Annotated in this window: 16 protein-coding genes; 10 read left to right on the top strand and 6 right to left on the bottom strand. The window is 71.5% G+C overall.

Going from position 1 to position 20,851, the window contains the following annotated elements; translation table 11 throughout:
* Nucleotides 1–35 precede the first annotated feature (35 nt).
* From E1J50_RS03165 to E1J50_RS03155, 3 genes are read left to right on the top strand one after another with little or no spacing between them, the layout of a single operon-like run.
* A complete protein-coding gene (locus E1J50_RS03165) occupies nt 36–1,163 on the top strand; it encodes a hemolysin family protein (protein ID WP_132250323.1) in 1,128 nt (375 codons plus the stop codon).
* 29 nt (nt 1,164–1,192) lie between these two features.
* Nucleotides 1,193–2,836 (top strand): apolipoprotein N-acyltransferase, encoded by a 1,644-nt coding sequence (gene lnt, locus E1J50_RS03160; protein ID WP_245516409.1) that lies wholly within the window; start codon nt 1,193–1,195, stop codon nt 2,834–2,836.
* Nucleotides 2,833–4,017 carry an MFS transporter gene (locus tag E1J50_RS03155; RefSeq protein ID WP_132250321.1) on the top strand — a complete coding sequence of 395 codons (1,185 nt, stop codon included), beginning with the start codon at nt 2,833–2,835 and terminating at the stop codon, nt 4,015–4,017. The genes lnt and E1J50_RS03155 overlap by 4 nt, the downstream gene beginning before the upstream one ends.
* A gap of 16 nt (nt 4,018–4,033) precedes the next feature.
* Here E1J50_RS03155 and E1J50_RS03150 read toward each other — a convergent pair whose 3' ends face one another.
* Nucleotides 4,034–4,507 (bottom strand): cupin domain-containing protein, encoded by a 474-nt coding sequence (locus E1J50_RS03150; RefSeq protein WP_132250319.1) that lies wholly within the window; start codon nt 4,505–4,507, stop codon nt 4,034–4,036.
* 133 nt (nt 4,508–4,640) lie between these two features.
* Complete coding sequence (locus E1J50_RS03145; protein WP_132250317.1) at nt 4,641–6,230, bottom strand: catalase; 1,590 nt, start codon at nt 6,228–6,230, stop codon at nt 4,641–4,643.
* A gap of 147 nt (nt 6,231–6,377) precedes the next feature.
* On the opposite strand from E1J50_RS03145, the gene E1J50_RS03140 reads away from it, so the two are divergent.
* The 4 genes from E1J50_RS03140 (at nt 6,378) to ilvA (ending at nt 10,700) form a co-directional block, all read left to right on the top strand.
* Complete coding sequence (locus tag E1J50_RS03140) at nt 6,378–7,313, top strand: LysR substrate-binding domain-containing protein (protein ID WP_132250315.1); 936 nt, start codon at nt 6,378–6,380, stop codon at nt 7,311–7,313.
* Nucleotides 7,314–7,652: 339 nt separating this feature from the next.
* Nucleotides 7,653–8,732, top strand: coding sequence for an AbrB family transcriptional regulator (locus tag E1J50_RS03135; protein WP_132250313.1), 1,080 nt, complete (start codon nt 7,653–7,655; stop codon nt 8,730–8,732).
* A gap of 4 nt (nt 8,733–8,736) precedes the next feature.
* Nucleotides 8,737–9,084 (top strand): diacylglycerol kinase, encoded by a 348-nt coding sequence (locus tag E1J50_RS03130; protein WP_132250311.1) that lies wholly within the window; start codon nt 8,737–8,739, stop codon nt 9,082–9,084.
* A gap of 86 nt (nt 9,085–9,170) precedes the next feature.
* Nucleotides 9,171–10,700 carry a threonine ammonia-lyase, biosynthetic gene (gene ilvA, locus E1J50_RS03125; protein ID WP_132250309.1) on the top strand — a complete coding sequence of 510 codons (1,530 nt, stop codon included), beginning with the start codon at nt 9,171–9,173 and terminating at the stop codon, nt 10,698–10,700.
* A gap of 79 nt (nt 10,701–10,779) precedes the next feature.
* On the opposite strand, the gene E1J50_RS03120 is transcribed toward ilvA, so the two are convergent.
* Entirely contained in the window at nt 10,780–11,700 is a 921-nt protein-coding gene (locus E1J50_RS03120; RefSeq protein WP_132250307.1) for an EcsC family protein, read from the bottom strand.
* Between the two features lie 103 nt (nt 11,701–11,803).
* Nucleotides 11,804–13,168 (bottom strand): AmpG family muropeptide MFS transporter, encoded by a 1,365-nt coding sequence (locus E1J50_RS03115; protein ID WP_245516404.1) that lies wholly within the window; start codon nt 13,166–13,168, stop codon nt 11,804–11,806.
* Nucleotides 13,169–13,457: 289 nt separating this feature from the next.
* Between E1J50_RS03115 and E1J50_RS03110 the strand changes: the two genes are divergently transcribed.
* A complete protein-coding gene (locus tag E1J50_RS03110) occupies nt 13,458–14,552 on the top strand; it encodes a histidine kinase dimerization/phosphoacceptor domain -containing protein (protein WP_132250305.1) in 1,095 nt (364 codons plus the stop codon).
* A 179-nt stretch (nt 14,553–14,731) separates the two neighbouring features.
* A complete protein-coding gene (locus E1J50_RS03105; RefSeq protein ID WP_132250303.1) occupies nt 14,732–15,157 on the top strand; it encodes a response regulator in 426 nt (141 codons plus the stop codon).
* Between the two features lie 6 nt (nt 15,158–15,163).
* Here E1J50_RS03105 and mutS read toward each other — a convergent pair whose 3' ends face one another.
* Nucleotides 15,164–17,917 carry a DNA mismatch repair protein MutS gene (mutS, locus tag E1J50_RS03100; protein ID WP_132250301.1) on the bottom strand — a complete coding sequence of 918 codons (2,754 nt, stop codon included), beginning with the start codon at nt 17,915–17,917 and terminating at the stop codon, nt 15,164–15,166.
* Between the two features lie 170 nt (nt 17,918–18,087).
* On the opposite strand from mutS, the gene E1J50_RS27945 reads away from it, so the two are divergent.
* On the top strand, nt 18,088–20,382 hold the full coding sequence (locus E1J50_RS27945; protein WP_132250299.1) for an NADP-dependent malic enzyme: 2,295 nt from the start codon (nt 18,088–18,090) through the stop codon (nt 20,380–20,382).
* Between the two features lie 62 nt (nt 20,383–20,444).
* On the opposite strand, the gene E1J50_RS03090 is transcribed toward E1J50_RS27945, so the two are convergent.
* Nucleotides 20,445–20,732 (bottom strand): hypothetical protein, encoded by a 288-nt coding sequence (locus E1J50_RS03090; RefSeq protein WP_132250297.1) that lies wholly within the window; start codon nt 20,730–20,732, stop codon nt 20,445–20,447.
* Nucleotides 20,733–20,851: the final 119 nt, after the last annotated feature.

Below are 20,851 nucleotides of genomic sequence, written 5' to 3'. Positions count from 1 at the left end.
GCGGACGCCCGGCGCCTATCCCAGACCCGAGAGACATGACGAACGATCGAAGTCGCGGCGCGGCCCAGGCCGCGCTCCCCTCCGCGGACGGTGAGGCCGGCTCCCGCGAGCCCTGGTACGACCGCCTGCTCCAGGCCCTGCACTTGAAGCCGCGCGATTCCCTGCGCGACGACATCGAGGGCGCCCTGTCCGAGCCCGACAACGGCGAGAACGCCTTCTCGCCCCTGGAACGGGCCATGCTCAAGAACGTGCTCGGCCTGCACAAGGTGCGCGTCGACGACGTGATGATCCCGCGGGCGGACATCGTCGCGGTCTCGATCGAGACGAGCCTCGGCGACCTGCTCAAGCTGTTCCGCACGGCCGGCCATTCGCGCCTGCCCGTCTACGGCGAGACCCTCGACGATCCCCGCGGCATGGTCCACATCCGCGACTTCGTCGACCATATCGCCGCCCGCGCCGAGGCCGGGACTCGCCGCGCGGCGGCGAGTGCCGCGATTCCCGAGCCCGTCGTCGCCGAGGAGAAGCCCGCCCCCCGCGGCCGGCGCAACGGCGGCGCGCGGACGCTGCGCTCCCTCAACCTCGCCCATGTCGACCTCTCCGCGACGCTCGCGGCGACGCGCATCCAGCGGCCGGTCCTGTTCGTGCCGCCCTCGATGCCGGCGATCGACCTGCTCGTGCGGATGCAGGCGACGCGCACCCACATGGCCCTCGTCATCGACGAGTACGGCGGCACCGACGGCCTGATCTCGATCGAGGACCTGATCGAGATGGTCGTCGGCGACATCGAGGACGAGCACGACGTGGCCGAGGGCCGGCTCGTGCAGCGGCTCGACGGCGAGGGGGAGGTCTTCGTCGCCGATGCCCGCGCCGGCCTCGCCGAGGTCTCGGAGGCGACCGGCGTCGATCTCGTCGCCGCCGTCGGCGAGATGGCCGAGGAGATCGACACGATCGGCGGCATGATCGTGACGCTCGCGGGTCGCGTGCCCTCGCGCGGCGAATTGATCGCCGGGCCGGGCGACCTCGAATTCGAGGTGCTCGACGCCGACCCGCGCCGCCTCAAGCGCCTGCGCTTCCAGCGCGGGCCGGCCAAGATCGAGGCGGTCGTCCCCCTCGCCCTGCCGCCGCCGAAGCCCGCCCCGAGCGTCGAGACCCACGGCTCGTGACCGCGGGCGAGGCGTATCTCCGGGCGGACCTGCCCGCGCGCGACCATGCGGGCGGCCCCCTCGCCGCCCCGGTTCGCTGGCTGGCGCTCGCCCGCGGCTGGCGCCGGGTCTGCGTCGCGATGCTGGCCGGCGCGCTGGGCGCGCTCGCCATGCCGCCCTTCGGGCTGGTGCCGGCGCTCGTCGTCTCGCTCACCGCCGCGGTCTGGCTGATGGACGGGGCGGCCGCGAGCCGGGCGGGCCTCGCGCGCACGCTCGGGCCCTGCTTCCTCGTCGGCTGGGCCTGGGGCTTCGGCTACCTCACGGCCGGGCTGTGGTGGCTGGGCGCCGCCTTCCTCGTCGAGGCCGACGAGTTCGCCTGGGCGCTGCCGCTGGGCGTCGTCGGCCTGCCCGCCGTGCTCGCCATCTTCTACGGCGCGGGCTTTGCGGCCGCGCGCCTGCTCTGGTCGCGCAAGGCCGGCCGCATCGCCGCGCTCGGCGTCGGCCTCGCCGGGGCCGAATGGCTTCGGGGCCACCTGTTCACGGGCTTTCCCTGGAACACGCTCGGCATGGCGCTCGGCCAGGATCTCTGGCTGATGCAGGCGGCGGCCTATATCGGCCTCTACGGGCTGACGCTCCTCGCGGTCCTGATCTGCGCCGCCCCCGCGACGCTCGCCACCGGCACGCATCCGCGCGCCCGCTACGGCCCCACCGCCGCGGCCGCGATTGGGCTCGCGGCGCTTGCCCTGTGGGGCGCCGAGCGCGTGCCCCCCGCCCCCTCGGCGCCGGTCGCGGGCGTGCGGCTGCGCCTCGTCCAGCCGAACCTGCCCCAGGACGCCAAGTTCCGCCCCGAGAACCGGGAGGACATCGTCGACCGCTACGTCGAGCTGAGCCAGCGCCCGCCCGAGTCCGGCGCGCCGGCGCCGACCCACGTGATCTGGCCCGAATCCGCCTTCCCCTTCCTGATCCAGCGCGATCCCGCCTCGCTCGCCAAGGTCGGCTCCGGCCTGCCGCCGGGCGCCCGCCTCGTCACGGGCGCGGCGCGGGCCGAGGAGCCCCTGCCCGGCGAGCGCCTGCGCTTCTTCAACGCGATCATGACGATCGAGGCGCCCGCCCGCATCAGCGACACCTACGACAAGGTCCACCTCGTGCCCTTCGGCGAGTACCTGCCCGGGCCCCTCGACGCGGCGCTGCGGGCCGTGGGCCTGCGCCAGTTCGTGTCGGTGCCGGGCGGCTTCTCGGCCGGGAGCCGGGAGGGGCAGCGCATCCTCACCGTGCCCGGCCTGCCCCCCGCCGCCGCCACGATCTGCTACGAGGCGATCTTCCCCGGAGGCATCGTGCCCGCCGCCCATCCGGGCGCCGCGGAGCCGGTGCCGGGCCTGATCCTGAACGTCACGAACGACGCGTGGTTCGGCGACACGCCCGGCCCCCGCCAGCACTTCGCGCAGGCGCGGCTGCGCGCCGTCGAGGAGGGCCTGCCCCTGGTGCGCGACGCCAATACCGGCATCTCGGCGGTGGTCGACGCCTATGGGCGCGTCACCGCGAGCCTTCCCCTCGGCCGCGAGGACATCCTCGACGCGGACCTCCCCGCCCCCGTGCCCGGCCGCACCCTCTATGCCCGGCTCGGCGACATCCCCTTCGCCCTGATGCTCGCGGGCGCGCTCCTCTGCGCGCTGGCGGCCTGGCGCCGGGCGTGAGCCCGGGCGAGAGCCGGCCGCCCACCCTCCTCCTCGGGGCCGGCCTCCTCCTCGTCGCGTTCAACCTGCGCCCGGCCCTGACCACGGTCGGGCCGCTGCTCGCCGGCATCCGCGCCGAGACGGGGCTCGGCGCGGCGGGTGCCGCGTTCCTCACCACCCTGCCGGTCCTGTTCCTGGGGCTCGCCAGCGCGCTCGGGCCGGCGATCAGCCGCCGCCTCGGCCCCGACCGCGGCGTGCTGCTGGCGATCCTCGTCGTGGCGGCGGGCCTGGCCCTGCGGGCGCTCGGCGGCCTCCTCCCCCTGTTCCTCGGCGCCTGCGTCTCGGCCGCCGGGATCGGCCTCGCGGGCGGCCTGCTGCCGGGCCTCGTCAAGCGCGACTTCCCCGGCCATGTCGGGCTGGTGACGGGCCTCTACACCATGACGCTCTGCCTCGGCGCCGCGGCGGGCTCGGGGCTCACCGTGCCGCTCCTCGACATCCTGCCCGGCGGCTGGGCGATGGCGCTCGCGGCCTGGGCGGTCCCGGCGCTCCTCGCGAGCCTCGCCTGGGCGCCGCTGGCGCTGGCCCGCACGCACGGCGCCGCCTCCGCAGCCGGCGGCGCGATGATCCAGGGAATCGCCCGGCACCGCCTCGCCTGGCAGGTGACGGGCTTCATGGGCCTGCAATCCTCGCTCGCCTACATCGCCTTCGCGTGGCTGCCGAGCGTGCTGCTGGACCGCGGGCTCGGGCCGGCCGAGGCAGGCTTCGTCGCCTCGCTGATGAGCCTGGGGCAGGCGCCGAGCGCCCTCCTCGTGCCGACACTCGCCGCGCGGGCTCGGGAGCAGCGCGCCTTCGTCGCCGCCCTCGTGAGCCTGACGCTCGGCGCCTTCCTCGGCATCCTGCTCGCCCCGGTCGCGCTCGTCGCGCCCCTCGCCGTCGCCCTCGGCTTCGGCCTCGGCGGCACGTTCGGCCTGGGGCTCACCCTCATCGTGCTGCGCGCCCGCGATCCCGGCAGCGCCGCCGCGCTCTCGGCGCTGGCGCAGGGCGTCGGCTACGCCATCGCGGCGCTCGGCCCCTTCGGCTTCGGCCTCGCCCACGAGGCGGGCGGCTGGAACCTGTCGGCGTGCGTCTTCGCCACCTTCGCCCTCGGCGCCCTGCTGTTCGGCCTGCACGCGGGCAAGGCCCGGACGATCGCCGCGGGCTGAGGCCCGCTCGCGGCCCTCAATCGACCTCGCTCCAGCCCCCGAACCCTTCCAGCGGCTCCTGGTCGTAGCGGCGCATCAGCCGCTCCATCGCCGCCTCGTCCGCGAGCCTGTTCTCGGCCGCGAGCTTGGCGAGCCCCTCGAAGAAGCCCTCCCGCTCCAGGGCGGGCGTGAAGCTCAGGGTGAAGCGCACGGCCGCCTCCGAGCGGTTGGCGAAGGCGTGGGGCTGCCCGGGCGGGATCAGCACGAAGTCGCCGGGCCCGAGATCGACGTCCCGGCCGTCGATGCGCATGGCGAGCGTGCCCGCATGCACCTCGAAGGTCTCGGTGAGCCGGGCATGCCGGTGCAGGCCCGCGCCCGGGGACTGCGCCGCGAGCGTGACGCCGTAGATCCCCATCGCGTCGTGGGTCGAGCCGCTGCGGGCGAGATAGGTGATCTCCATCCCGTTGATGCAGACATGCGCGCCCTCCCCGGCCCTGAGGATCTGGCCCATGGCATCTCTCCCGGATCGATGGCCGGCCCCGGCGGGGCCCTCCCGCCCCATGTGCGCATCGGCCTGCCAAACGAAAACCCCGCCCGGTCGGGGACCGGGCGGGGCGTGAATCGTCTCGGATCCGGAGTCCGCCTTACTCGGCGGCGACCTTGTGGGCCTGCGAGCCGTCCGTGTAGGTCTCGGCCGTCAGGCGCTTGCCCGGGGCCGCGCGGCCCGGCAGCGGCGGCAGGGCCTTGGCCTTCTCGAGGTCGATCCCGGCGCCTTCCGCGACGCGGCGGCCGTAATCCTCGTCCGCGTGCCAGAAGTGCCAGACCATCCGGAGCTGGATGGGCTCGGGGCACTGCTTCATGTCGGCCACGAGGTTGGCGATCAGGTCCTCGCGCTCCCAATCCTCGAAGGAGCGGTAGCGGATTCCGGCCTGGGTGTAGTCGTCCTCGGTCCGCGAGGTCTGGTAGCGGCCGAGATTACCGCTCACGGGCTGGTGGTAGTCCTTCGCGGGCTTGGGCGCCTCGCGCAGGCCCTCGGCCAGCGTCGAGGGCTCGTAGTTGATGTGCCGGTTCGGCCCCGTACCGTCGACGCCGTAGGTCATCTGGCCGTCGCGCTGGTTCGAGTAGACCTTCACGCCGGGCTGCGGCGCGTTGATCGGCAGCTGCAGGTAGTTCGCGCCGACGCGGTAGCGCTGCGTGTCCGAGTAGGACAGCGTCCGGCCCTGCAGCATCTTGTCGTCCGAGAAGTCGATGCCGTCGACGAGCACGCCCGTACCGAAGGCCGACTGCTCGACCTCGGCGAAGAAGTTGTCCGGCACGCGGTCGAGCACCATGCGGCCCACCGGCAGCAGCGGGAACTGGTCGACGGGCCACAGCTTGGTGTCGTCGAGCGGGTCGAACGACAGGTGGTCGTTCGGGCCGTCCGGCATGATCTGCACGCAGAATTCCCACTCGGGAAAATTGCCGGCCTTGATGTTGTCGTAGAGGTCCCGCGTCGCGTGGCCGACATCCTTGGCCTGGATCTCGGACGCCTGGGCCGAGGTCAGGTTGCGCACGCCCTGCTTCGGCTCCCAGTGGAACTTGCAGAGCACCGCCTCGCCCTGATCGTTGACGAGCTTGTAGGTGTTGACGCCCGAGCCCTCCATCTCGCGGTAATTCGCGGGGATGCCCCAGGGCGACTTCAGGTGCGTCACCATGTGGATCGATTCGGGGTGCTGGGCCACGAAGTCGAAGAAGCGCCACGCCTCCTGGCGGTTCGTCACCGGGTCCGGCTTGAACGCGTGGATCATGTCCGGGAACTTGATCGCGTCGCGGATGAAGAAGACCTTCAGGTTGTTGCCGACGAGGTCCCAGTTGCCGTCGACGGTCTTGAACTTGACCGCGAAGCCGCGCGGGTCGCGCTCGGTCTCGGGGCTCTCCTTGGCGCCGGCGACGGTGGAGAAGCGCACGAACATCGGCGTCTTCACGCCGGTCTCGGTGAGCACGCGGGCGCGGGTGTACTTGGAGGCCGGCTCGTCGCCGATCTTGCCATAGGCCTCGAAGTAGCCATGGGCGCCGGCGCCGCGGGCGTGGACCACGCGCTCGGGGATCCGCTCGCGGTCGAAATGGGTGATCTTCTCGATGAACTGGTAGTTCTCGAGGGTCGCCGGGCCCCGCTCGCCGACCGTCCGCGTGCTCTGGTTGTCGCGGACCGGATGGCCCTGGCGGGTCGTCAGAATGGGACGTTGGTCGCTCATGCGTCGCGCCTCTCTGGGAATTCGGGTGAGATGTGCAGGATGCCAGGGCAACGCCCGGCAAGCTGGAACTGTTCTGGGCTGCCGTTATGACCGCGGCTTGACCCATTGGCAAATGCATCGTCGCAAAGATCGTGATAGACGGCGTCTATGAATGTCGCCGGCCTGTCCCTTCGCGATCTCGAATACGTGGTGGCGATCGCCGACGAGGGTCATTTCGGCCGGGCGGCCGATCGCTGCAATGTGAGCCAGCCGACCTTGAGCGTTCAGGTCCGCAAGCTGGAGGAGGCCCTGGGCCTCGCCCTGTTCGAGCGCTCGAACCGGCGGGTCCTGCAGACGCCCGCCGGTCAGGTCATCGTGCGGCAGGCCCGGGCGGTGCTGGCGGAGGCGCAGCGCCTGCTGACCCTGGCGAGCGAGGGCCGCGGCGCCCCGCTCACCGGCCGCCTCGTCCTGGCCGCGATCCAGACGCTCGGCCCCTATTTCTTCCCCCTGGTGCTGCGCCTGCTGCGCCAGGAATTCCCCCTCCTCTCGCTGGCACTCAGCGAGGCGCGCACCGCCGAGATCCTCGAGGGCCTGCGGGACGGGCGCATCGACGCCGCCCTCGTCTCCCTGCCGCTGGCCTCGGCCGGGCTCACCGTCTCGCCGCTCTTCGTGGAGCCGTTCTGGCTCGCCTGCCCGGCCGACCACGCGCTTGCCCAGGGGGGCGCTCTGCGGGCCACGGACATCGCGGGGCCGGGCCTGCTGCTCCTCGACGAGGGCAATTGCCTGCGCGACCAGACGGTGGCCGCCTGCGGCGCGGGCAGCGGCGTCGGCCGCCACGCGACGAGCCTCGAGACCCTGCGCTCGATGGTGGCGGCGGGCTCCGGCTACACCCTCCTGCCGGCGCTCGCCGTGCCCGCCGGCCCGGATCCGAGCGGCCTCGTGGTGACGCGGGGCTTCGACGCGGACGGACCCGGCCGCACCATCGCGCTGGCCTGGCGCTCCAGCGACCCCCGCGCCGCCGGCCTCTCGCACCTGGCCGCGTTCTTCAGGGCGCACGCGCCGCCGAGCACGGCAGCCTGCCGGGACGACGAGGGCCTCTCCTAACCGCGGAGCCTTCTCGCCGGTCCATTGGTCGGGGAGACGGCGACGCCGGCCTGTCGAGCACGGGTCCCCTCTCGTTCCGAGAGGGACAGGGTGAGGGGTGCGCCCTATCCGGAGACGTCGCGCCCCTCACCCGGTCGGCTGCGCCGACTCGACCTCTCCCGGCCGGGAGAGGTGATGCGGGCTCGGTTTTGGGAGCGCGGTAGCGACGCCGGACAGGGCTCGGCGGGCGCCGACGCGCGGTCGCCCGGCGGCCTCACACCGTGACAGGCCGGCCATTCCGGTGTAGCGCCGCGCCTCGGTTCGCACGGCGCGCGGGCCCCCAGGAATCATAGCCCCGCCTTGCCCGCACCCCGTTCCCTCGGCCGCAGCCTCGGTCTCTGGGCGCTGCTGATCGCCGCGTCCGGCATCCTCGCCTACGGCCTCGCCCTCGCCCGCTTCCCCGCAGCCCTCTTGCTCGGGCCGATGCTCGCCGCCATCGCCTTCGGCGTGCGCGGTGCCGGAATCACCCTGCCCAAAGCCCCCTTCCAGGCCGCCCAGGCCCTGATCGGCTGCCTCGTCGCCCACGCCGTCAATGCCGAGATCACCGGCACCCTGCTGGATGACGGGTTCCTCATCCTCCTCGTGGTGCTCGTGACCGTGGCGGCGGGCGCGGTGGTCGGAATCGTCCTGACCCGGATGCGGGTCCTGCCCGGCACCACCGCCGCCTGGGGCTCCTCGCCCGGAGGCGCCGCCGCCATGGTGGCCATGGCCGAGGAATACGGCTCCGACCCGCGCCTCGTCGCCTTCATGCAATACGTGCGGGTCGCGGCCGTCGTCCTCTCCGCCTCGCTCGTGGCGCGCCTCCTCACCGATGCCGAGTTGCCGGCCGGAGCGGCCCAGGCCGCATCCCCGGCCGCGCCCCTGGGCGCCGTCCTGGCGACGCTCGCCGTCGCCGCCGTCGGCGCGGGCGTCGCGCTGGCTCTGCGCCTGCCGGCGGGCGCCCTCGTCGGCCCGATGCTGCTCGGCTCGGCGCTGCACGCGACGGGGCTCGCCAGCATCAGCCTGCCGCCCTGGCTCCTCGACGGGGCCTACGCCGTGATCGGCTGGTATGTCGGCCTGCGCTTCACCCGCGAGACCCTGGCGGAGACCCTGCACGCCTTCCCCGGCATCGCGGTGGCGACGCTCGCCGTCATCGCCCTCTGCGCCGCCTGGGCCTTCGGCCTGACCCGCATCCTGCCGATCGACTTCCTCACCGCCTTCCTGGCGACGAGCCCGGGCGGGCTCGATTCCGTCGCCATCATCGCGGTGGGGTCCAAGGCCGACGTCTCCTTCGTCCTCGCCGTGCAGACCCTGCGGCTGTTCGTGGTGCTGGTGACCGGGCCGATTCTGGCCAAGTGGATCGCGCGGGCCGCGCCCCCCGATCCGGCTCCGCGGGGGTGAGGCGGTGCGCGCGCTCCTCCTCGCCTTCCTGAATTCCTGGCGCGGCCTCCTGCACGGCGCCCTCACCGAGCGGGCGGTGCGCCAGGAACTCCTGCTCCTCGGCCTCGGCATCCCCGTCGCGCTGGTCCTCGGCCCGAGCCTCTGGGTGCGGGTGGCGCTGGTGGCGAGCCTCCTCCTGATGCTCGCCGCCGAGTTCCTGAACACCGCGATCGAGAAGCTCTGCGACCACCTCCACCCCGACCGGCATCCGCGGATCGGCGCCGTGAAGGATCTCGCGTCGGCGGGCACCTTCCTGGCGCAGGTGATCGCGATCCTCGTGTGGATCGCCGCGCTGATCGATCGCGCGGGCTAAGATGCGGCAGGCGCTCGCTTCTTGCGCCGCGAAGGACTATGTCGCGATCAACGTCCCGACGTCCCGATTCATGATCGCTCCGGCCCGTGACAGATTACATCCGCAAGATCCTCACCGCCCGCGTCTACGACGTCGCGATCGAGTCGCCGCTTGATCCGATGCCGCGCCTCTCGGCCCGCTACGCGCGGCCGATTCTCCTGAAGCGCGAGGACCTGCAGCCGGTCTTCTCGTTCAAGTTGCGCGGCGCCTACAACAAGATGTCGGGCCTCGACGCGGACCAGCTCGCCCGCGGCGTCATCTGCGCCTCGGCCGGCAACCACGCCCAGGGGGTCGCCCTCTCGGCTGCGAAGCTGAACGTCCGGGCCGTCATCGTGATGCCCCGCACCACGCCGGCCATCAAGGTCGATGCCTGCCGGGCCCGCGGCGCCGAGGTCGTGCTGCACGGCGACACCTTCGACGAGGCCCTCACCGAGGCCCGGCGCCGCGAAGCGGAAGAGGGCCTGACCTTCCTGCACCCGTTCGACGACCCCGACGTCATCGCCGGCCAGGGCACGATCGGCATGGAGATCCTGCACCAGCACAGCGGGCCGATCGAGGCGATCTTCGTTCCCATCGGCGGCGGCGGCCTCGCGGCGGGCGTCGCGACCTTCGTGAAGTACCTGCGCCCCGAGACGAAGGTCATCGGCGTCGAGCCGGACGATGCCGCCTGCATGGCGGCGGCGCTCGCCACCGGCGAGCCGACCACGCTCAACAGCGTCGGCCTCTTCGCCGACGGCGTCGCGGTGCGGCGCGCCGGCGAGGAGACCTTCCGCCTCTGCCGGGAGAGCCTCGACGAGGTCATCACGGTGGACACCGACGCCATGTGCGCCGCGGTGAAGGACGTGTTCGACGACACCCGCGCCATCTCCGAGCCCTCGGGCGCGCTGGCGCTGGCCGGCGCCAAGCTCTACGCCGAGCGCGAGGGCGGGGCCGGCACGCTGGTGGCCGTCTCCAGCGGCGCCAACCTCAATTTCGATCGTCTGCGCCACATCGCCGAGCGGGCCGAGATCGGCGAGCAGCGGGAGGTCCTCCTCGGCGTCACGATCCCGGAGAGGCCGGGCGCCTACCGCGCCTTCATCGGCACGCTCGGTCCCCGCGCCATCACCGAGTTCAACTACCGCTACGCAAAGGACGCGGACGCGCAGATCTTCGTCGGCGTGAACCTCGCCGGGGGCCTGCCCGAGAAGCGGGCCCTCATCACGTCGCTGCGCGAGGCCGGCTACGCCGTGCTCGACATGAGCGACAACGAGATGGCCAAGGTCCATATCCGCTACATGGTGGGCGGCCGCGCCACGGGGCTCGCGGACGAGCGCCTCTACCGCTTCCAGTTCCCGGAGCGCCCGGGCGCGCTGCTGCGCTTCCTCGACGGGCTCGGCGAGGGCTTCAACATCACGCTGTTCCACTACCGCAACCACGGTGCCGATTACGGTCGCGTGCTCGCGGGCATCGCGGTGCCTCCCTCCGAGCGCGAACGCTTCCAGAAGGCGGTGGACGAGCTCGGCTTCCCCTGCACCGACGAGACCGACAACCCGGCCTACCGGCTCTTCCTCGACAATGGCGGGAAGGCCGCAGCCTAGCGATTACAGGAAGACGGCCCGGAGGCGGGACCGGGCCGCCGCGCCACATCGGGCGCCCCGGCGGCCGGTGGAATCCGGGTCAGGCCGGCCCGAGCGCGGCCTTCTCGACCTCGTAGGCCGCGCGCACAGTGGCGATGCCGTAGGTGCGCTCCAGGCGCCGCACGGTGAAATGCCCCCGCGCCGTCGACTGGAAATGATTCATGAAGGCCGTGTTGACGGCGGCGCCGCCGACGGCCCCGAGGATCGGCACGGCCTGCGCCGCCACCTTCTGCGAGACGATGACGCCGAAGCGCGCGGCGATCTGCGCGGAGAAGCGGATCAGAGCCGGCGCCGTCTCGTCGACGAGGGCGCGGCTTCCGGCGTAGCGGGCCGCCTCGCTGAGCGTCTTGGCGAGCGCCGCCCGCACGGCGAAGTAGCCGCTCTCGGCCAAGCCCGTCTCGCCGCCACGGCCGCCGAGGGCGAAGACCTGGACGCAGGCGAGCGCCCCTTCCGGGGTCGCGATGTCCTCCCCCTCCTCGCGGGCGATCTCGGCGATCGAGCGCAGCATCAGCGTGGTCGAGAGCGGCAGCTCGACCGCGAGCGTCGCGAGGCCGAAGGCGCCGCCGATCGCGCCCGAGACGGCGGCGAGCGCCTTGTGGGTGGCCTCGCTGGAGCCGAGGAGCCGCCCCATCAGCCCCTCGCGCGGGAGCGCGACGGGCGCGACCTCCCGGCCCTCCGCGACGACGGCCTTCTTGGGCAGCGTGGCGAGCGCCACGCGCAACGCGCCGCGCATCGCCGTCTCGGTCGAGCGCGCGACGGCATCCGTCACCGGAGCCGGGAGGGAGCGCCCGATGATGTCGAGGGGGGCGCCGGCCGCCGCCGAGAGGCGGGCGGCGAGGCCGGGCCGCTCCAGGGCACGCACCGCCCGGCGCAGCGCGGCGAGATCCTCGTCGCTGAGCGCGCGCGGCTGGGCATCGACCGGGGTGGGCAGGGTCTCGCCGGCGAGGGTGATGTCGCTCACGTCTGAGGTCCCTTGTCTGGTGTCGGGGAGGTGGGTCTCGCGGAAAGTCCGGTCAAGGCAAGCGCCGGGCCCTTCCCTTGGTTCCGGGACCGGGACCCGCCGCTCACGCCTTCGCGGCGATGACCTCCTCTTCGGGCAGCGGGGCGGGCTCCGCCTCGTCGTCGGCGCCCTCCCGTAGGGCGATCAGGGCGAGGCAGAGAAGAGCGACCGGGATGCCGATCGCCGCCGAGGCCGCGAAGAAGGTCGGGTAACCCATCGCGTCGACCATGAAGCCGGAGAACCCGCCGACGAACTTGCCGGGCAGCGCGTAGAGCGAGGAGAGCAGCGCGTACTGCGTCGCCACGAAGGCCGGGGAGGTGAGGCTCGACATGTAGGCGATGAGCGCCGTGCCGGCGAAATTGCCCGCGAAATTGTCGATCGAGATGCTCGCGACGAAGAGCCAGGTGTCGTGCCCCGAGACCGCGAGCCACGAGAACATCAGGTTCGAGGCGGCCGCGACGATGCCGCCGAACAGGAGCGAGGCCTGCAGCCCGAAGCGGATCACCGCGAAGCCGCCTGCCAAGGCCCCCACGATCCCGACAATCACGCCGTAGACCTTGGTGACGTTGGCGATCTCGGTGAGCGAGAACCCCTGCTCGATGTAGAAGGGCTGGGCCATCACGCCGGAGATGATGTCGGGCAAGCGGTAGAGCATGATCAGGGACAGGATCAGGATCAGCCGCGCCCCCTTGCGGCGGATCAGGTCGCCGAAGGGCTCGACGACGGCGATCTGGAGGGTGCGGCCCACGGAACGGTGCTCGTCCGGCACCGGGACCGGATCCTGGCGCGGCGCGAGCAGCGCGGCGACGATGCCGACGAGCATCAGCAGCGCCATCGCCCCGTAGGCCAGCGACCAGCCCGCCCCTTGGGCGATGTAGAGGGCGCCCGCCCCCGCGAAGGCCCGCGCCACCGCGTAGCCGAGCTGGTAGGCGGCGAGCATCATGCCCTGCCGCTCGGTCGGGGCGGCGTCGATGCGCCAGGAATCGACGACGATGTCCTGCGTCGCCGAGGCGAAGGCGGTGATGAGCGCGCAGATCACCATGAAGCTGAGGGAGGCCGACGGGTCGCCCTGGCTCATGCCGACGAGACCCGCCGCTACCGCGACCTGGGAGAGCAGCATCCAGGCCCGGCGCCGCCCCAGGAGGCGCGCCAGCACCGGGAGGTCGAGCCGGTCGATCACCGGCGCCCAGATGAACTTCAGCGAGTAGGCGAACGAGACGTAGGACAGGAGCCCGATGCTGGTGCGCTGGATTCCGGCGGTGGCGAGCCACGCCGAGAGCGTGGAGAAGACGAGCAGGATCGGCAGGCCGCAGGCGAAGCCGAGGGCCAGCATCAGGGCGATCCGCGAATCCTCCAGGATGTCGCGCATCCGGAGCCGCGGGCGGGCCGCTTTCGCAGAGGCGGACGGGCGCTCGAGCTTGGCGGGCATGGCGGTGGAACTCCTCGGGCTCGCGGCCTCTTGTTCAGCAAAAATCGTGGCAGCCTTGCGCTCACCCGCGAGGCGCGGACGCCGAATCGCGAGATCTCAGGCGTGGGGGGAAGATGGTCGACGATTTCTTAACGTGCTCGCCCCAACTTGGCGGTGGACAAGGCGGCGCAGGCGGGAACCGCGGCCCCAGCTTCCTGTTCGGAACCCAGGGTGCTTCGGGCACCCCGTGTGCACGCTCGGTCCGGCCCGCGTTCCTGGGCCGCGACGAGGATCGGCGGTCGGCGATGGCATGACGGACGACGACAGATCGGCCCTCGACGCATTCAGTCTCGCGGACGGCATCTTCGCGGCCGCCTTCAGCGCCAGCCCGACGCCGATGGTGGTCACCGACGCGCGCCAGCCCGACAACCCGATCGTCTGGGCGAACACCGCCTTCGTCGCTTTGACCGGCTACGGCCTCGATGAACTGCGCGGGCATAATTGCCGGATGCTGCAGGGACCCGATTCCGATCCCGCCGAGATCCGTCGCATCGGCGGGGCGATCGCCGCCGCGCGGACAATCGAGTGCGAGCTGTTCAACTATCGCAAGGACGGGACGCCGTTCTGGAACGCGATGACCATCGCGCCGGTTCGCGACGCCTCCGGCGAACTCGCGTATTTCTTCGCCGCCCAGGCCGACATGACCGACAAGCGCCGTTTCGAGATGGCGATGCGCGGCACGAACGACGAGCTCGAGCGACAGGTCGACGCCCGAACCGCCGACCTGCAATCGGCCCTGGAGCAGAAGACCGCCCTCCTCCACGAAGTCGACCACCGGGTGAAGAACAACCTCCAGGTGATATCCTCGCTCATGCTGCTCAAGGCCCGGCGCACGCCGGAAGGCGAGGCCAGGGACGCGCTGCAGAGCATGGCCGAACGTGTCGGCGCCCTCTCGACGGCCCACCGCATGCTGTACTCGGCCGGCGACGTCTCGCGCTTCAACCTGCAGGACTTCGCCGCCGATCTCCTGGCCGATCTGAGCGTGGGCCTCGAGGAGGATCGGACGAGGCTCGAATCGGAGGTCGATCCGATCGCGGTCTCCGCCGCGATGGCGGCGCCTCTGGCCCTGATGATTCACGAACTCGCCACCAATGCGGTTCGCCACGCGTTCCCGGGCGGCCGGGCCGGCCGGATTTCCGTGACGGCGCGCAGGGACGGGGAGGCCCTTCATCTCGTCATCGAGGACGACGGCGTCGGCATGAGCGCGACCGGGACGAACCCGGCGGGATTCGGCCGCAGCCTCGCCGAGATGGTGGTGCGCCAGCTTCGGGGCACGATCCGCTGGGACGACGCGTCGCCCGGGACCCGCGTCGACATCAGCGTTCCGCTGGAGAGCGGGATCTAGCGGGTTTCCGAGCGGGGCGGCCTCCCGTTCGCTCGAAAATCATGCGCTGCATCGAAAGGTTGGAGCGTGGTCCAGGGAACATGAAACATGCTCTCGGGACGACGTGCGTTTTTGGTTTGCAGGCCGCCGGGACGATCCCCCGAGACGTTCGGTCCGGCGCAACACGATCGGGAGACGGCATGACCGTGGCGCCGGCGATGCGCATCCTCGTCGTCGAGGACGAGGTGCTCATTGCGCTCGAACTCGAATACCTGCTGCAGGATCTCGGTTACGAGACGGTCGGCGTCGCCGGAAGTTCGGCTGAGGCCATCGCGCTCGGACGCTCGACGAGCCCGGACGTCGCGCTCGTGGACATCCATCTGGTCGACGGGCCGACCGGCGTCGACGTCGCCCGGGCGCTCAGCGCCGACCCGCGCACGACGGTCGTGTTCATGACGGCCAACAGCAAGCGCATCCCTGAGGATTTCGCGGGCGCCTTCGGGGTGATCGCCAAGCCCTATTCCGAGCGCGTCGTGGCCAGTGCCCTCACCTACGTCGCCGAGCGCAGGGCCGGGGCCGGGCCCGGCGCAGCCCCGGACGGTTTGAGCCTCGCCCCGAATGCCTGAGTCGGCTCAGCGCCGCGCTGCACGCTCCCGCTTCAGGCCGTAGAGCGCTTCAAGCGCCTCGCGCGGTGTCATCGCGTCGGGATCGATCGCGTCGAGCATCTCGCCGAGAGCGTCGTCCGCGACCGGTGCCGGAGGCTCCGGCGGCGGAGGCGGGCTGAGGCTCGCGAACAGCGGCAGATCGTCGATGCGGGGGCGGCCCGGCCGGTCGCGCTCAGCCTTCTCCAAGCCCTTGAGGATGGCACCGGCACGGGCGATCACCCCCGGCGGCAGACCGGCGAGGCGGGCGACCTGCAACCCATAGGAGCGTTCAGCCACGCCCGGCACCACCTCGTGGAGGAAGACGACCTCGCCCCGGTGCTCGGTCACCCTCAAGGTCGCGTTGTCGAGCCGCGCGAGGCGTTGGCTCAGGGCGGTCAGCTCGTGGAAATGGGTGGCGAAGAGGGACCGGCAGGCATTCGCCTCGTGCAGGTGTTCCAGGCAGGCCCAAGCGATCGAGAGTCCATCGAAGGTCGCGGTGCCGCGCCCGATCTCGTCGAGGATCACGAGGGAGCGGCGGCTCGCCTGGTTCAGGATCGCCGCCGTCTCCACCATCTCGACCATGAAGGTCGATTGGCCGCGGGCGAGGTCGTCGGCGGCGCCGACGCGCGAGAACAGACGGTCGACGAGTCCGATATGGGCGCGCGCGGCCGGCACGAAGGCGCCCATCTGCGCCAGCACGGCGATGAGGGCGTTCTGGCGCAGGAAGGTCGATTTGCCGCCCATATTCGGCCCGGTGATCAGCCGGATGCGGCCCCGCCCCTCGCCCGACAGGTCGCAATCGTTCGCGATGAACGGCTCACCCGTGCGCCGCAACGCCGCCTCGACCACGGGATGGCGACCGCCGTCGACGGCGAAGGCGAGGCTGTCGTCCACGTGCGGCCGCGCCCAGCTCTGCTCGACCGCGAGTTCCGCGTGGCTTCCCGCCACGTCGAGCCCGGCGAGCGCCTCCGCGACCTGTGCCACGGTCTCCGTCTGGGCGAGCACCCGGGCCGCGAGATCCTCGAACACCGCGCCTTCGAGCGCGAGGGTGCGGTCGGAGGCGCCCGAGATCTTCGTTTCCAGCTCGCCCAACTCGACGCTCGTGAAGCGCATCGCGTCGACCATGGTCTGGCGATGCACGAAGGTCTCGCGCATCAGCCCCTTCAGGCAGGACTCGCCCACGGCCTGCGGCACCTCGATGTAGTAGCCGAGAACGTTGTTGTGCTTGATCCGCAGCGTGCGGCAGCCGGTCTCCTCGGCGTAGCGGGCCTGGAGCGCGGCGATCACCTTTCGCGAATCGTGGCCGAGGAGGCGGGCCTCGTCGATCTCCGGGTGATAGCCCGCGCGCACGAAATTGCCGTCGCGCCGGTTGAGCGGAAGCTCGTCGGCGAGCGCGGCCCTCAGAGTCCCGACGAGATCGGCATTGGCTTCCGCCAAGTGCCTGGCGAGGCGCCCGAGGCCGTCCGGCAGCGCCTCGACCTCGTCGAGCCGCCCGGCGATGATGCCGGCCGCGTCGAGCCCGTCGCGGATCGCGGCGAGGTCGCGAGGGCCGCCGCGCCCGAGGCCGAGGCGCGAGAGGGCGCGGGCGAGGTCGGGCGCGCGGGCGAGCGCGTCGCGCAGGGCTCGGCGCAGCACGTGATCCTCGGCGAGGAAGGCGACCGCCTCCTGGCGCCGCACGATCGCCTTCAGGTTCATCAGCGGCCCGGCGAGATGCTCTGAAAGGAGCCGCGCCCCACTCGCCGAGACGGTGCGGTCGATCGCGTCGAGAAGGCTGCCTGTCCGCTCGCCCGAGAGTGTCCGGGTGAGTTCGAGGTTGGCCCGCGTCGCCGCGTCGATCGAGAGGGTGGCGCCGCTCGCCTCGCGGGCGGGAGGGCTCAGGGGCGGGCGCGCCCCGATCTGGGTGCGCTCGATGTAGAGAAGGGCAGCGCCCGCGGCCGCGATCTCGGCCCGGGAGAAGCTGCCGAAACCCTCGAGCGTCGAGACGCCGAACTGCTCCTTGATGCGCCGCTCGGCGGAGGCCGGCTCGAGCTCGGCCTGCGCCAGCGGCGTTACCGGCGCCGTCACGTCCTGCCAGAGCCGCGCGAGGCCGGGATCGGCGTGGATCGTCTCCGACAGGACGATCTCGCGCGGGTCGTGGCGGGCGATGGCGCCGGCAAGCTCCGCGCCAGCCACCTCGCTCAGGGAGAAGCGCCCCGTCGAGATGTCGAGCGCCGCGAGCCCGTAGGCGAAGGAATTCTCCGAGAGCTTGCGGCGGCCGACGGCGAGAAGGAGGTTCGCACGGCCCGGGTCGAGGAGCCGGTCCTCCGTGATGGTGCCGGGGGTGACGAGGCGCACGACCTCACGGCGCACCACGGATTTCGGTCCGCGCTTCTTCGCCTCCGCCGGATCCTCGGTCTGCTCGCAGACCGCGACCCGGTGGCCGAGCGCGATCAGCCGGCTCAGGTAATCGTCGGCCCGGTCGATCGGCACGCCGCACATCGGGATGTCGGCGCCTGCATGCTTGCCGCGCTTCGTGAGCACGATGCCCAGCGCCCGGGATGCGATCTCGGCGTCCTCGAAGAACAGTTCGTAGAAATCGCCCATCCGGTAGAACAGCAGGCAGTCCGGATTGGCGGCCTTGATCTCGATGTACTGGGCCATCATCGGCGTCGCGCCGGCCGCAGCCGCAGACGTGGCGGACGCGCTCACGGCCTCGTCCGCGGGGTGGGCTCTCGCGATCGTTCGGACTGCAGCTTGGGCCATGTCCGCTTCATAGCAGAGCGGGCCGGCCGAATCAGGGCGGCGGATGGTTTCGGCTGGGGAGAAGGGAGCCGACGATGCGCCTCTCCTGTAACCGGGCCGTCGGCCTGGCCGCGAGCGCGATCTTGAACGATTTGTGCACGATCGATAGGCGGCCTCCCGAGGAGGAGCCCATGACCGAGCCGACGAACCCGCAGAAGCGCGCCAAGCGCCCAACCTTCACCGACGACGAGGCCCTGCATTTCCACGCACAGGGGCGGCCGGGCAAGCTGGAGGTCGTCGCCACGAAGCCGATGGCGACGCAGCGCGACCTGTCGCTCGCCTATTCGCCGGGCGTCGCCGTCCCGGTGCTCGCCATCGCCGAGGACCCCTCGCGGGCCTACGACTACACGGCCAAGGGCAACCTCGTCGCGGTGATCTCGAACGGCACCGCGATCCTCGGCCTCGGCAACCGCGGCGCCCTCGCCTCGAAGCCGGTGATGGAAGGCAAGGCAGTGCTCTTCAAGCGCTTCGCCGACATCGATTCGTTCGACCTCGAAGTCGGCACCGAGGATCCGGAGGCCTTCATCAACTGCGTGCGCTACCTCGGGCCGACCTTCGGCGGCATCAACCTGGAGGACATTAAGGCTCCGGAATGTTTCATCATCGAGGACCGGCTGCGGGAAGTGATGGACATCCCGGTCTTCCACGACGATCAGCACGGCACGGCGATCATCGCCACGGCGGGGCTCATCAATGCGCTCCACCTCACGGGCCGCGATATCGCCAGCGCGAAGCTCGTGGTCAACGGCGCGGGGGCTGCCGGCATCGCCTGCATCGAGCTCCTCAAGGCGATGGGCTTCGGGCACGACAACGTCATCCTCTGCGATACCAAGGGGGTCGTCTACGAGGGCCGCACCGAGGGAATGAACCAGTGGAAGTCGGCCCATGCGGTCCGCACCGACAAGCGGACGCTCGCACAGGCGATGGAGGGCGCCGACATCGTCTACGGGCTTTCGGTCAAGGGGGCCTTCTCGGCGGACATGATCCGCTCGATGGCGCCGAACCCGATCATCTTCGCCATGGCGAACCCGGACCCCGAGATCACCGTCGAGGAGGTCGGCCAGATCCGCACCGACGCGATCGTGGCAACCGGCCGCTCGGACTACCCGAACCAGGTCAACAACGTTCTGGGCTTCCCCTACATCTTCAGGGGCGCGCTCGACGTCCATGCCAGCTCGATCAACATGGAAATGAAGATCGCTGCGGCCGAGGCTCTCGCGCATCTCGCCCGTGAGGACGTGCCGGACGAGGTCGCGGCCGCCTATCAGGGCGAGCGCCCGCGCTTCGGGCGGGATTACATCATCCCGGTCCCGTTCGACCCGCGCCTCATCCACACCGTTCCCCCCGCCGTGGCGAAGGCCGCGATGGCGACCGGGGTCGCCCGCAAGCCCATCGAGAACATGGCCGCATACCGCGACCGCCTCTCGGCGCGCCGGGATCCCGTCGCGGGCATCCTCAACCGGGTCTTCGAGGAAGTGCGCAAGGCTCCGAAGCGCGTCGTCTTCGCGGAGGGGGAGGAAGGGCTCGTGATCCGAGCGGCGCTGACCTTCGCCGACCAGGGCCTCGGGACCGCGATCCTGGTCGGGCGCGAGGATCGTGTCACGGCCAACGCGGCCGCGATGGGGATCGATCTGTCGCGGCGCGACACCATCGAGATCCACAACGCGGCGCTCTCCCACCGCAACGCCGAGTACGCGCAGGCCCTCTACGGACGGATGCAGCGCCACGGCTACCTGTTCCGCGACTGCCAGCGCCTGATCAATCAGGACCGCAACCACTTCGCGGCGACGATGGTGGCCCTCGGCGACGCCGATGCGATGGTGACGGGCGTGACCCGCAACTACTCGATCGCGCTGGAGGACGTGCGCCGCGTCATCGACGAGAAGCCGGGCCACCGGCTGATCGGCCTCTCGGTCTGCCTCGCCCGCGGCCGCACCGTGATGGTCGCCGACACGGCGATCACCGAGATGCCCTCGGCCGAGGAACTCGCCGAGATCGCCATCGAGGCGGCCGGCGCTGCGCGTCGGCTCGGCACCGAACCGCGGGTGGCGCTGCTCTCCTTCTCGACCTTCGGTCATCCGCGCGGGGAGCGCATGGAGAAGGTGCGGGAGGCCGTGCGCATCCTCGACCGGCGCGGCGTCGATTTCGTCTACGAGGGCGAGATGGCGGCGGATGTGGCGCTCGATAAGGAACTGATGGCCCAGTACCCGTTCAGCCGCCTCAGGGAGCCGGCGAACGTGCTGGTGATGCCCGCGTTCCATTCCGCCGCGATCTCGACCAAGATGCTCCAGGAACTCGGTGGCGCCATGGTGCTCGGCCCCCTTCTCGTCGGCCTCGACAAGGCGGTGCAGATCGTGCCCCTCGGCGCGACCGATGCCGACCTCGTCAACATGGCCGCCCTTGCCGCCTTCGACATCGGGGTCTGATCAGCCGAGACAGGGCCGGCGCGGGACGCCGGCCCTTCGAACCGACGGGCTTTGTCGACCGCTCAGTAGCGCGGGCCGCCCGAGGTGGTGCCGCGCTGCTGCATGTAGCCGGGCCGCTCGGGGTTGCGGGCGTTCGGATCGCCGTAGCGCATGCGGTGCCGGTTGACCTGCCGGCGGTACATCCGGTGATGCTTCTTCCAATGATGATACCGGCTGTGGGCGACCGTCTCCGTCGCCGGTTCGCCGGCGACGAGCCCGGAGGCGGGCATGCCGGGCGCCGCGGAGGCGGCGGTGAGGCCGAGGCCGCCGAGCATCACGCCGGCCGCGAGGGTGAGAGCAAGCTTCGTCATCAAGTCCTATCCGTTAGCGCACGCCCGCGGCGCATCGACCCGACAAGCTGTCTCGACTATTTAGGTTCCGGATAGAACTGAGTTTTAGGGGGAATATACGCTTTTCATGACAGAGGAAT

This window comes from Methylobacterium segetis (assembly GCF_004348265.1).
GTDB lineage: Bacteria > Pseudomonadota > Alphaproteobacteria > Rhizobiales > Beijerinckiaceae > Methylobacterium > Methylobacterium segetis.
This window is presented reverse-complemented; position numbering and strand designations above follow the sequence as displayed.

Coding starts and splice junctions, on each gene's coding strand:
- E1J50_RS03165 (WP_132250323.1), top strand. CDS start 36: ATGACGAACGATCGAAGTCGCGGCGCGGCCCAGGCCGCGCTCCCCTCC.
- E1J50_RS03150 (WP_132250319.1), bottom strand. CDS start 4,507: ATGGGCCAGATCCTCAGGGCCGGGGAGGGCGCGCATGTCTGCATCAAC.
- E1J50_RS03145 (WP_132250317.1), bottom strand. CDS start 6,230: ATGAGCGACCAACGTCCCATTCTGACGACCCGCCAGGGCCATCCGGTC.
- E1J50_RS03140 (WP_132250315.1), top strand. CDS start 6,378: ATGAATGTCGCCGGCCTGTCCCTTCGCGATCTCGAATACGTGGTGGCG.
- E1J50_RS03115 (WP_245516404.1), bottom strand. CDS start 13,168: ATGCCCGCCAAGCTCGAGCGCCCGTCCGCCTCTGCGAAAGCGGCCCGC.
- E1J50_RS03110 (WP_132250305.1), top strand. CDS start 13,458: ATGACGGACGACGACAGATCGGCCCTCGACGCATTCAGTCTCGCGGAC.
- E1J50_RS03105 (WP_132250303.1), top strand. CDS start 14,732: ATGACCGTGGCGCCGGCGATGCGCATCCTCGTCGTCGAGGACGAGGTG.
- mutS (WP_132250301.1), bottom strand. CDS start 17,917: ATGGCCCAAGCTGCAGTCCGAACGATCGCGAGAGCCCACCCCGCGGAC.
- E1J50_RS27945 (WP_132250299.1), top strand. CDS start 18,088: ATGACCGAGCCGACGAACCCGCAGAAGCGCGCCAAGCGCCCAACCTTC.
- E1J50_RS03090 (WP_132250297.1), bottom strand. CDS start 20,732: ATGACGAAGCTTGCTCTCACCCTCGCGGCCGGCGTGATGCTCGGCGGC.